Annotated in this window: 9 protein-coding genes; 2 read left to right on the forward strand and 7 right to left on the reverse strand. The window is 72.8% G+C overall.

The annotated features are described in order from the left end of the window. The 4 genes from ACESL7_RS07865 to ACESL7_RS07880 form a co-directional block, all read right to left on the reverse strand. A partial coding sequence (locus ACESL7_RS07865; RefSeq protein ID WP_372892764.1) for an FAD-dependent oxidoreductase occupies positions 1 to 749 on the reverse strand: 749 nt, incomplete at its 3' end. Between the two features lie 184 nt (positions 750 to 933). Beyond that, the gene (locus ACESL7_RS07870; protein WP_372892765.1) at positions 934 to 2,250 is read right to left on the reverse strand and encodes a TRAP transporter large permease; all 1,317 of its coding nucleotides are present in this window, start codon (positions 2,248 to 2,250) and stop codon (positions 934 to 936) included. After that, complete coding sequence (locus tag ACESL7_RS07875) at positions 2,247 to 2,771, reverse strand: TRAP transporter small permease (protein ID WP_372892766.1); 525 nt, start codon at positions 2,769 to 2,771, stop codon at positions 2,247 to 2,249. The genes ACESL7_RS07870 and ACESL7_RS07875 overlap by 4 nt, the downstream gene beginning before the upstream one ends. Positions 2,772 to 2,846: 75 nt before the next feature. After that, a complete protein-coding gene (locus ACESL7_RS07880) occupies positions 2,847 to 3,902 on the reverse strand; it encodes a TRAP transporter substrate-binding protein (protein ID WP_372892767.1) in 1,056 nt (351 codons plus the stop codon). Between the two features lie 160 nt (positions 3,903 to 4,062). Between ACESL7_RS07880 and ACESL7_RS07885 the strand changes: the two genes are divergently transcribed. Beyond that, on the forward strand, positions 4,063 to 5,106 hold the full coding sequence (locus ACESL7_RS07885; protein ID WP_372892768.1) for a Hint domain-containing protein: 1,044 nt from the start codon (positions 4,063 to 4,065) through the stop codon (positions 5,104 to 5,106). A gap of 165 nt (positions 5,107 to 5,271) precedes the next feature. Beyond that, positions 5,272 to 6,960 carry a chloride channel protein gene (locus ACESL7_RS07890; protein WP_372892769.1) on the forward strand — a complete coding sequence of 563 codons (1,689 nt, stop codon included), beginning with the start codon at positions 5,272 to 5,274 and terminating at the stop codon, positions 6,958 to 6,960. Between the two features lie 110 nt (positions 6,961 to 7,070). On the opposite strand, the gene ACESL7_RS07895 is transcribed toward ACESL7_RS07890, so the two are convergent. From ACESL7_RS07895 to ACESL7_RS07905, 3 genes are all read right to left on the reverse strand, one after another. After that, the gene (locus tag ACESL7_RS07895; RefSeq protein ID WP_372892770.1) at positions 7,071 to 7,415 is read right to left on the reverse strand and encodes a DUF427 domain-containing protein; all 345 of its coding nucleotides are present in this window, start codon (positions 7,413 to 7,415) and stop codon (positions 7,071 to 7,073) included. 13 nt (positions 7,416 to 7,428) lie between these two features. Continuing rightward, positions 7,429 to 9,225 (reverse strand): aminopeptidase P family protein, encoded by a 1,797-nt coding sequence (locus ACESL7_RS07900; RefSeq protein WP_372892771.1) that lies wholly within the window; start codon positions 9,223 to 9,225, stop codon positions 7,429 to 7,431. Between the two features lie 261 nt (positions 9,226 to 9,486). Next, a partial coding sequence (locus tag ACESL7_RS07905) for a cobaltochelatase CobT-related protein (RefSeq protein WP_372892772.1) occupies positions 9,487 to 10,881 on the reverse strand: 1,395 nt, incomplete at its 5' end.

Here is a 10,881-nt window from a genome sequence, read left to right on the forward strand (position 1 = left end):
CGCGCGCCGGCGGCGCCGGCGATGAAGGCAGCGAGCACCGTCTCGCCGCTTGCGAGGCGCACGCCCTCGGCGGTCACCTCCACGGCCGGGGCGCCGAGGCGCAGCGTCACGCCCTGCCGCGTGAGCGCCGCGGCGAGGCGGCGGCCGGCGGCGCCGGGCGCGGGGAGCTCGGGCGCGGCCTCGATCACGGTGACGTCGGCCGCGCTCGCGCGGGCGCGGAGCGCATGCGCCATGGCCATGGCGAGCTCCAGCCCCGCGACGCCGCCGCCGATCACCGCGGCGCGGGGCGCGGCCCGCCCGGTCTCCGCCGCGTCGAGGAAGGCGGCCCAGCGCCGCGAGAGCCCCTCGAGCGGCTTGGCGGGCACCGCATGCGCGGCGAAGCCGGGCAGGTCCGGCATCTCGGAGGTCACGCCGACGTCGATCGAGGCGATGTCGTAGCGGATGCGCCGGTCGCCCACGGTGATCGCGCGCGCCTCCGGGTCGAGCGCGGTGGCGCGGCCGAGGATCAGCCGGGCGCCGGCGAAGCGGGCGAGGCGGACGAGATCGATTTCCAGCGCCGCGCGGGAATAGTGGCCCGCGACATGGCCCGGCAGCATCCCTGAGTAGGGCGCCGTCGGGCCCGGGTTGATCAGCGTGAGCCGCGCCGTGGGCAGCGGCGCCATGCCCCATTTGCGCAGCACGAGCGCATGGGCGTGGCCGCCGCCGACGAGCACGATGTCGTGGGTGAGCTCTGGAGCGGGCTGCATCATGGGAACCACCGGATCGTCACGGGGCGGGCTTACCGGGTTCGGGTGCGGCTGGAAAGCGGGCGCCCCGTCGCGGGGGAGGTCGCGGGGGACGTCGCGGGGGAGGGGGCGCCGCCCCCTCTTGGCCTGCGGCCAATTCACCCCCGGAGTATTTGGGCCAAGATGATGGGGGCGGCCGCGCCGCCCCTCAGCCGGGCAGCAGGAAGAGCGTGATCGCGGGGAAGGCGACGAGCAGCGCGACGCGCAGGATGTCGGAGCCCACGAAGAGGAGCACGGCGCGGTAGGTTGCCGCCATCGGAGTCTCGCGGTCCATGTTGTTGATGATGAAGAGGTTGAGCCCGACGGGGGGCGTGATCAGCCCGACCTCCACCACGATCAGCACGAGGATGCCGAACCAGATCGCCACGTGCTCCGGCGACATGCCGAAATCGAGCGCGGAGATCACCGGGAAGAAGATCGGCACCGTCAGCAGGATCATCGAGAGCGAATCCATCAGGCAGCCGAAGAGCAGGTAGAGACCGAGGATCGCGATCAGCACGATCCAGGGGCTGAAGCCCTGATCGACGACGGCGCGGGAGAGCTCCTGCGGGACCTGCGTGAGCGCGAGGAAGCCGTTGTAGAAGCCCGCGCCGAGCACGATGAAGAAGATCATCGCGGTGGATTTCGCGGTCGCCGTGAAGCTCTCGCCCAGCGTGCGGATCGTCAGCCCGCCGTTGGCGAGCGCGATCAGCCCGGTGCCGAAGGCGCCCACCGCCGCGGCCTGCGTCGGCGTGAAGACGCCGCCGTAGATGCCGCCGACCACGGCGACGAAGACGAGGAGCACGGGCCAGACCGCCGCCAGCGCGCGGAGGCGCGCGCCCCAGGGGATCGGGGCGCGGACGCCGGCGGCCTGCGGGTTGAGGCGGACATAGACGGAGATCGCGGCCATGTAGCCCGCCGCGGCCAGGAGGCCGGGGACGACGGCGGCGAGGAAGAGCTTGGCGATGTTCTGCTCGGTCAGGATCGCGTAGATCACCAGCACCACCGAGGGCGGGATCAGGATGCCGAGCGTGCCGCCCGCGGCGAGCGTCGCCGTGGAGAACCCGCCCGAGTAGCCGTAGCGCTTGAGTTCCGGCAGCGCGACGCGGCTCATCGTGGCGGCGGTGGCGAGCGAGGAGCCGCAGATCGCGCCGAAGCCCGCGCAGGCGCCCACCGCCGCCATCGCCACGCCGCCGCGGCGGTGGCCGAGGAAGCCCTCGGCGGCGCGGAAGAGCGCCTGGCTCATGCCGCCGAGCGTGGCGAAATAGCCCATGAGCAGGAACATGGGCACGATGCTCAGCGAGTAGTTCGAGAAGGTCGTGTAGGCCTCGGTCTTGAGCCGCGCCATCGCCATGAAAGGCCCGTTCATCACGAGCCAGAGGCCCCCGAAGCCGGTGACGAACATCGCCAGCCCGATCGGCACCCGCGCGAAGATCAGCAGGAGCAGCACCGGAAAGGACCAGATGCCGATGGCGAGGTCGCTCACTGCTCCGCCCCTTCGCCTGTGCCGATCAGATCACGGTTGGTCAGAAGCTCCCAGCCGCGGGCGAGCGCGGTCCAGACACCGACCGCCGCGGCCGCGGCCGCGCCCGCGAGGCTTGCCGCATAGGACCACCAGACGGGGAACTGCAAGAGGAAGGTCGTCTGCCCGGAGCGGATGCGCGCCTGCATCCCCGCCTCGAGCTGGACCGCGATGACGATCAGCACGGTGGCGAAGAGCGCCTCGATCCCGAATTGCAGGACGCGCAGGGCGCGGCCGCCGAGCCAGTCGGTGAAGATGTCCACCGTGGCGTGGCCGGCGGTGATCTGGCAGAGCGGCAGGAAGGCGAAGACGGCGAAGGCCATGCCGGCCTGCACGAGCTCCTCCTCGCCCGGGATCGGGCCGAGGGGCGTGAGCCCCCCGAGGATGGACGCGACCGTGACGAGGATCGTCGCCGAGAGCACGACGCCCCCGAGCGTCGCCATCAGCCATGCGAAGCCGTGGAAGACGCGGTGGATGCTCTGCACGGAAAGGCTCTCCGGGGCGGACGGGTGCGGGCCGCGGCGCAGGCGCCGCCGCGGCCCGGGGGACCCTGCGGCGGCTCAGAAGGCGCCGTCGTAGGAGGCGTGGTAGTCGTCCATGAGGGCGCGGGCCCGGTCGATCAGCGCCTGCCCGTCCTTGCCCTTATCCGCCATGTCGGCGACCCAGCTCTCGTAGACGGGCTCGGCGCGGTCGTGCCAGGCCTCGGCGTCCTCTTCGGAAATCGTGATGATCTCGTTGCCCGCCTCGACGGCGATCTCGCGCGCCGGGGCGTCGGCCTCCGCCTGCGTGCCGCCCGCGAAGACCGAGAAATCGAGGCGCGAGTTGGCGTCGACCACGGCCCTGAGATCCTCGGGCAGGCTCGCGTAGCGGGCCTTGTTCATGGCGAGCACGAAGGTCAGGGTATAAAGTCCCGGGCCCTCGAACTCGGTATGATGCTCCACGAGTTCGGGGATCCTGAGCGCCGAGGTCACCTCCCACGGCACGGTGGTGCCGTCGATCACGCCCTTGGAGAGCGCCTCCGGCACCGCCGGGACGGGCATGCCCACGGGTTCCGCGCCCACCCGCGTCAGGAGCTCGTTGACGAGGCGCGAGCCGCCGCGGATCTTCATGCCGTCGAGATCCGAAGGCGTGCGCACCGGCGCGTCGGTGTGGAACATCCCCGGGCCATGCACCCAGGTGCCTAGGATCTCCACGTCGGCGAACTCGGTCTCGGCCATTTGCTCTTCGTGGAGCGTCCAGAAGGCGTAGGAGGCCGCGCGCGCATCCTCGACGAAGAAGGGCAGTTCGAAGACCTCGGTGGAGGGGAAGCGCCCCGGCGTGTAGCCGACCACTGTCCAGACGATGTCGGCGATACCGTCGGCGGCCTGATCTATCAGCTCCGGCGGCGTGCCGCCGAGCTGCATCGAGGGGTAACGCTGGATCTCGATGCGCCCGTCGCTCTCCGCCTCGATGCGGTCTGCCCAGACGTCGAGAATCTGGCTCGGCACGGCGGACTGCGCCGGCAGGAAGTGGTGCAGGCGCAGCGTCACCTCCTGTGCGGCGGCCGCTCCGGCGAGCCCGAGACCGAGGGCCGCCGCCCCCGCGACCCCCAGAAGCTGTCTGCGATCGATCGTCATGTGACTCCTCCCCGTCATCCTCCATCCGGGCGCAAGTTGTAGCAGGTCGCGCCGGTCATGCATCCCCCTTTCCCGTCGTCCCCCGCGCCGCGCTATGCAGCGCGAATCGGCTTTGCTACCATTGCGTCAACGACAGGACCGGGGCGAGAGCAGGGGCGGCATGCGGACTGGCCTTCGCGGCATCTTCGCGATTTCCGCATCGCAGACCGAGACCGACGGGCTGACGGGGGCCGATCCGGCGGCGCTCCGGATTGGCTCCGTCTGGTCGTGGCGGGGCGAGGCGCTGCGTCTCGACGGGCCGGCCGGGGTGCTGCGCCTCGACGGTGCGGCCGGGGAGGCGGCGCTCGGCCGCCGGGCGGCGCGCAGGGTGCGCCGCCTGCTCGGCCGCGGCGGCGGGCTCGGGGTCCAGGACGATGCGCCCCCGCACCCGCCTCCAGCGGAGAACGCCTTCACCGTGACCGACGGCGCGCGGCGCTTCGAGATCACGGTGATCGCGACGGCCCGCGGGCGTCCGCCGCTCCTGCTGTTTTCCGATGCGCTGCCCCCGCGCGACGAGGACCTGCACGTGATCGGCGTCGGTCCGGATCGGTGCGCGCGTCCGGACCCGGAGCGCCCGGCGGACACGGCCATCGGCCTCGCGGCGGGCACCCGCGTCGCCACGCCCGCGGGCGCGCGCCCGGTCGAGGCGCTTGCCGTGGGCGACCGGGTCCTGACCGCCGATGCCGGCCCGCGGCCCGTGCTCTGGGCGGGGCGCCGGCCGATCGGCGCGGCGCGGCTCGTCGCGCTGCCGGCGCTGCGGCCCCTGATCGTGCGGCCGGGCGGGCTCGGCCCCGGTCGCCCCGCGCGCCCGATCCGCGTCGCGCCGGCGCACCGGCTCGTGCTGGGCGGGCCCCGGGTGCAGGCGCTCTTCGGCGCGGCGGAGGTGCTCGTCGCCGCACGCGATCTCTGCGACGGCCGGCGCCTGCACGTGGATCACGCCGCCCGTACGGCGGATTACGTCACGCTGCTTTTGCCGTCGCATCACCTGCTTCCGGTCGAGGGCGCCCTGGCCGAGAGCCTTCACCCCGACGCCGCCGGCGCGCTGCCCCGCGGGGACCGCGCAGGCCTCCACGCGGGGCTTCCCGCCGCCGCGGGCCAGGCCCCGCCCGTCCGGCGTATCCTCGGCCGGGCGGAGGCGGCGATCCTCCTCTCGGCCGCCGCATGAGCGTGTCCGCGGGATCGGGCTTGGAGCCGCGCCGCGCTTCGCCTAAGCAACGGGCGAGAGCGCGACCAGGACGGTGCGACACGCCATGACCCGCCCCGGCAAAGCCCGTGCCCGCCGGTTCCGCAACCGGGGCGGAGCCCGCCCGCCGCACGGGAGACGCAGCGCATGAAGGCGCCGCCGCGCAATCCGCTCCTCGCGCAGGTCGTCCACACGCGCCACACCTTCCGCCGCGGCTGGCAGCTCCTGCGCCACCGCGGGCCGGGACAGGTCCAGTTCTGGTTCATCGCCCTCGGCCTCGGCATCGCCGCCGGTGCGGCCGCGGTCCTCTTCCGCTTCGGCATCGAGACCCTGCAGGAGGCCGCCTACGGCGCCGACGACCTGTATCGCCTGCACACCTTCGCCGAGACGCTGGCCTGGTGGTGGATCGTCGCGGTGCCGATCGCGGGCGGCCTCGCCGTCGGGCTCCTGCTGCAGTTCTTCACCCCCGACGGCCGCGTGCGTGCCGTGGCCGACGTGATCGAGGGGGCGGCGCTCCATGACGGCCGGGTGGAGACCAGGGCGGGCCTCACCTCGACGGCCTGCTCGCTGATCACGCTCTCGACCGGCGGCTCGACGGGGCGCGAGGGTCCGGTGGTCCACCTCGCCGCGCTTCTGTCGTCCTGGGTGTCGAACGCGATCCGGGCCGACGGGATCACCGGCCGCGACCTCCTCGGCTGCGCCGTCGCCGCCGCCGTCTCGGCGAGCTTCAACGCCCCCATCGCCGGCGCGCTCTTCGCCATGGAGGTGGTGCTGCGCCACTTCGCGCTGCACGCCTTCGCCCCCATCGTCATCGCCGCGGCCGCCGGCACGATCCTCGGCCGCCTCGCCTTCGGCGACGTGACCAACTTCGTCCTGCCCGGCGGCTCGGTGCTGGAGTTCTATGCCGAGATCCCCGCCTTCCTGCTCCTCGGGCTCCTCTGCGGTCTCGTCGCCGTGGCGACCATGCGCGCCGTCTTCTGGGCGGAGGACATGGGCGACACGGTGCAGAGCCGTGCGCGCCTGCCGCTCTGGGCGCGCCCGGCGGTGACCGGCGCGCTCCTCGGCGCCATCGCCGTGGCCTTCCCGCATGTCATCGGCGTGGGCTACGAGACGACGACGCGCGCGCTGACCGGGGACCTCCTGCTGCGCGAGGCGGTGGTCTTCTGCGTGATCAAGATCGTCGCCGTCGCGGTCACCGTCGCGGGCCGCATGGGTGGCGGCGTCTTCTCGCCCTCGCTCATGCTCGGCGCGCTCACCGGTCTCGCCTTCGGCCTCGTCGCCACGGGCCTCTTCCCCGAGACCTCCGGCGCGCCCACGCTCTACGCCCTCGCCGGCATGGGCGCGGTGGCCGCCGCCGTGCTCGGCGCGCCGATCTCGACCACCCTCATCGTCTTCGAGCTCACCGGCGACTGGCAGACGGGCCTCGCCGTGATGGTCGCCGTCTCCACCTCGACCGCGCTCGCCTCGCGCCTCGTCGATCGCTCCTTCTTCCTGACGCAGCTCGAACGCCGCGGCGTCCACCTCGCCGCCGGGCCGCAGGAATACCTCCTGCAGATCGCGCGCGTCGCCGGTGTCATGCGCGGCCCGATGGACGAGCGCGCCCCCGACGAGACCCGCCTCTGGGAGATGATCGGCAACGGCATCTACGTCGACGCCAATGCCACCCTCGACGCCGCCATGCCGATCTTCGACAAGGCGGGCCTGCCCTACATCCCCGTCGTGCGGCTCACGGGCGCCGACCTCGCGCCGGAGCTGCAGGGCGCGCTCTTCCACGTCGATGCGCTCAAGGCCTACAACCGCGCCCTCGCCGCCACCGCCGAGGAGGAGCACTCCTGACCGCGCGGACCCGCCCCTTCTTCTTGGGTCAAATATCCTCGGGGGGTGAATTGGCCGCAGGCCAAGAGGGGGGCAGACAGCCCCCCTCCGTGCGGCTCGGATACGGCGGCTCAGATGCGCTCGACGGTCACCTGGTCGCTCTCGCGGAAGGCGAGGTGCCCGGCGATCTCGCCCGCCCCCTCCACCGGCGTCTCGTAGCTCCAGGCCGCGTCCGGGATCGTGGTGGACTTGGTGACGATCGAGAACCACGTCGCGTCGCCCTTCCACGGGCAGTGGCTGGCCGCGTCCGTGCGCTCGAGGAAGGCCATGGCGAGGTCGGCCCGCGGGAAGTAGATCACCGGCGGACAGCCCTCCTCGTCGAGTTCGAGCGCGGCGCTGCTTTCGCCGAGCACCGCGCCCCCGGCGCGGACGCTCCATTTGCCCCCGGCGGGGCGGATCGTGATTCGGTTCGCCATGTCGCGGTCTCCCTCAGAGCGGCGCGGTGGCCGCGTCGAGCCAGGCCCGCGCTGCAGGGCCGAGCCGTTCCGTCAGTTTGCGGTGGCAGAGCGCGTGATAGGCGTCGAGCCAGGCGCGCTCCGGCCCCGTGAGCATCTCTGTCACGATCAGCCGCCGGTCGAAAGGCACATGGGTCAGCGTCTGGAGCCGAAGCATCGCATCCACGGTGCCGCCGGGCAGGGCCGGCGCCTCCTCGACGATGACGAGGTTTTCCAGCCGGATGCCGTAGGCGCCCTCGCGGTAGAAGCCGGGCTCGTTCGACAGGATCATGCCCGGCTCCAGCGCCACCTCGCCCGTCCGGGCGAGGCGCTGCGGCCCCTCGTGCACCGAGAGGTAGGCGCCGACCCCGTGTCCCGTGCCATGCGCGTAGTCCTGCCCGGCGAGCCAGAGCGGCATCCGCGCCAGCGCGTCGAGGTCGCGGCCCGCGAGGCCCTTGGGCCAGCGCAGCCGCGAGATCGTGATCAGCCCCTGCAGGACGCGCGTGTAGGCGGCGCGCTCCTCCTCGCCCGCGGGCCCGATCGGCACCGTGCGGGTGATGTCGGTCGTGCCGTCGGGATACTGCCCGCCGCTGTCCACGAGGAAGAGTTCGCCGGCGGCGAGCGCGCGGTCGGTCTCCTCGGTGACGCGGTAGTGCACGATCGCGCCGTGTTCCCCGGCGCCCGCGATGGTGTCGAAGGAGATGTCGCGCAGCTCGGGGTTGGCACGGCGGCACTCTTCCAGCCGCCGCGCCGCGGTGATCTCGGTGACGCTGCCCGGCGGCTGCGCGTCGAGCCAGCAGAGAAACTCCACCATGGCCGCGCCGTCGCGCAGATGCGCGGCCTCGGCGCCCCTGCGTTCCGCCGCGTTCTTGCGCGCCTTGGGCAGGAGGCAGGGGTCCTGGCCGCGCAGCGGCTCCGCCGCGCCCGCCTCGAGCGCGCGCAGCACGGCGAGCGGCGCGCTCGCCGGGTCGATGCGGACCTGCCCCTCGAGCGCGCCGAGCGCGCTGGCGAAGTCCTCGGGTGCCGCGACGCGCACGCCGTCGCCGAGCCGGCCGCGCACCCCGGAGAGCTTGGCCGCGTCCATGAAGAGATCGACCGTCCCGTCGGCGTGCAGGATCGCGAAGCCATGCGCCACCGGATTGCGCGGCACGTCGCCGCCGCGGATGTTCAGCAGCCAGCAGATCGAATCGGGCAGCGTCAGCACCGCCGCCGCCTCGCCCGCCGCGTGGAGCTCGGCGCCGAGGCGCGCGCGCTTCTCCGCCGACCGCTCGCCGGCATGCTCCAGCGGGTGCGCGGCGACGGACGCCGCGGGCGGCGCCGGCTGATCCTCCCAGATGCGGTCCACGAGATTGTCGGAGGGCAGGAGATGCACGCCGCTCCGGTCGAGCGCGTCCTCCAGCGTCTCGATCTCGCGCACCGTGTGCAGCCACGGGTCGAAGCCCACGGCGCCGCCGTGCGGCAGCTGTTCCCGGAGCCAGGGGCCGAGCTTCGTCTCGGGCCAGTTCACGGGGGTGAAGTCCTCGGCCACCTGCTGGCGGACCTGCACCCGGTAGCGCCCGTCGACGAAGACGCCCGCCACCTCCTGAAGGACGGCGCAGAAGCCCGCCGAGCCGGTGAAGCCGGTGAGCCAGCTCAGCCGCGCGTCATGGGGCGCGACGTATTCGCCCTGATGCGCGTCGGCCCGCGGCACGAGAAAGCCGTCGAGCCCCGCGCGCGCCATCTCCTCGCGCAGGAGACGCAGGCGCGGCGGCCCCTGCTCGGGCCGGCTCGTGGCCTCGAAGGTCTGGAACATGCGGCGCTCCCCGGTTTCCGGATGCCGTGAAGGAACAGCGAGCGGCGCCGGGATGCAAGCCCGCGCCGTGTTTTCGGCGCCGCGGATGCGCGCCATGGCGGGGCCGGACAGGCGCGGCAGGCCGATCGCAGCGCGATCCCCGGCCTCGGCGGGTGCGTGAGATCACGCACCCTACAGCGTGCGCTCATCGCGTAGGGTGCGTGCCTTGCACGCACCGTTCGTGCCGCGGTGGCGGCGGGCGTGGCGCCCCGCCCCCGACGCTCAACTGGCGTTGCGGATGCCCATGACGCGCGCCCGCGCCCGCGGATCGCTGTCGAAGAGCCCGGCGAGCTGCTCGGTCATCGCGCCGGCGAGCTGTTCGACGTCGGTGATCGTCACCGCGCGCTTGTAGTATCGCGTCACGTCGTGGCCGATGCCGATGGCGATCAGTTCCGTCTGCTTCTTGCGCTCGACCATGGCGATCACGTCGCGCAGGTGCTTCTCGAGGTAGTTGGCCGGGTTTACGCTGAGCGTCGAATCGTCCACCGGCGCACCGTCGGAGATCACCATCATGATCTTGCGCGCCTCCGGCCGGCCGGCGACGCGGCGGTGCGCCCATTCCAGCGCCTCGCCGTCGATGTTCTCCTTCAGCAGGCCTTCCTTCATCATCAGCCCGAGGTTCACGCGCGCCCGCCGCCAGGGTGCGTCGGCCGACTTGTAGACGATGTGGCGCAGGTCGTTCAGCCGCCCCGGCGCGAGCGGACGGCCCTCGGCGAGCCAGGCCTCCCGGCTCTGCCCGCCCTTCCAGGCGCGGGTCGTGAAGCCGAGGATCTCGACCTTGACCGAGCAGCGCTCGAGCGTCCGCGCGAGCACGTCGGCGCAGATCGCCGCGATGGAGATCGGGCGCCCGCGCATCGAGCCCGAGTTGTCGAGCAGCAGGGTGACCACAGTGTCGCGGAACTCGGTGTCCTTCTCGACCTTGAAGGACAGCGGCGTCGTCGGGTTCGCCACCACCCGCGCGAGGCGGCCCCCGTCGAGGATGCCTTCCTCGCGGTCGAACTCCCAGCTGCGGTTCTGCTGCGCCTGAAGCCGGCGCTGGAGCTTGTTGGCGAGCCGCCCCACCGCGCCCTTCAGCGGTTCGAGCTGCTGGTCGAGGTAGGCGCGGAGGCGTTCCAACTCGACCGGATCGGCGAGATCCTGCGCGCCGATCTCCTCGTCATGGGCGCGGTCGAAGACGCGGTATTCGGGGTCGGCCTCCGAGACGGCGGGGGGCGGGGGCGGCTCCTGCGGCGCCTCGCCCTCGGGCAGCTCGCTTTCCTCGCCCTGCTCCTCGTCGGCGAGCTCTTCCATGCTCACCTGCGCCTGGCTCTCGTCCTGCGTTTCCTCCTGGCTTTCCTCGGGCGCGGCCTCCGCCTCCTCGCCGCTCTCCTCCTCGCCGGTGCTGTCGGGCTCGTCCTCTTCCGAGCTTTCCTCGGCCTCGTCCTGCTCGTCCTCCTCGAGGTCGGGATCCTCGCCGAGCTGGTCGCCGTAGCCCAGATCCTCGATCACCCTGCGGGCGAAGCGCGCGAAGTCGCCCTGATCGGCGAGCTTCTGCTGCAGGTCTTCAAGCGTCTCGCCGGCCTGTTCCTCGATGTAGCCGCGCCAGAGGTCCATGACGTTGCGCGCCGCCTCGGGCAG

This window comes from Rhodosalinus sp. (assembly GCF_041685465.1).
GTDB lineage: Bacteria > Pseudomonadota > Alphaproteobacteria > Rhodobacterales > Rhodobacteraceae > Rhodosalinus.

Bases quoted from the DNA above. Each gene is read 5' to 3' on its own strand.
- ACESL7_RS07900 (WP_372892771.1), bottom strand. From the start codon at position 9,225: ATGTTCCAGACCTTCGAGGCCACGAGCCGGCCCGAGCAGGGGCCGCCG.
- ACESL7_RS07880 (WP_372892767.1), bottom strand. From the start codon at position 3,902: ATGACGATCGATCGCAGACAGCTTCTGGGGGTCGCGGGGGCGGCGGCC.
- ACESL7_RS07885 (WP_372892768.1), top strand. From the start codon at position 4,063: ATGCGGACTGGCCTTCGCGGCATCTTCGCGATTTCCGCATCGCAGACC.
- ACESL7_RS07890 (WP_372892769.1), top strand. From the start codon at position 5,272: ATGAAGGCGCCGCCGCGCAATCCGCTCCTCGCGCAGGTCGTCCACACG.
- ACESL7_RS07895 (WP_372892770.1), bottom strand. From the start codon at position 7,415: ATGGCGAACCGAATCACGATCCGCCCCGCCGGGGGCAAATGGAGCGTC.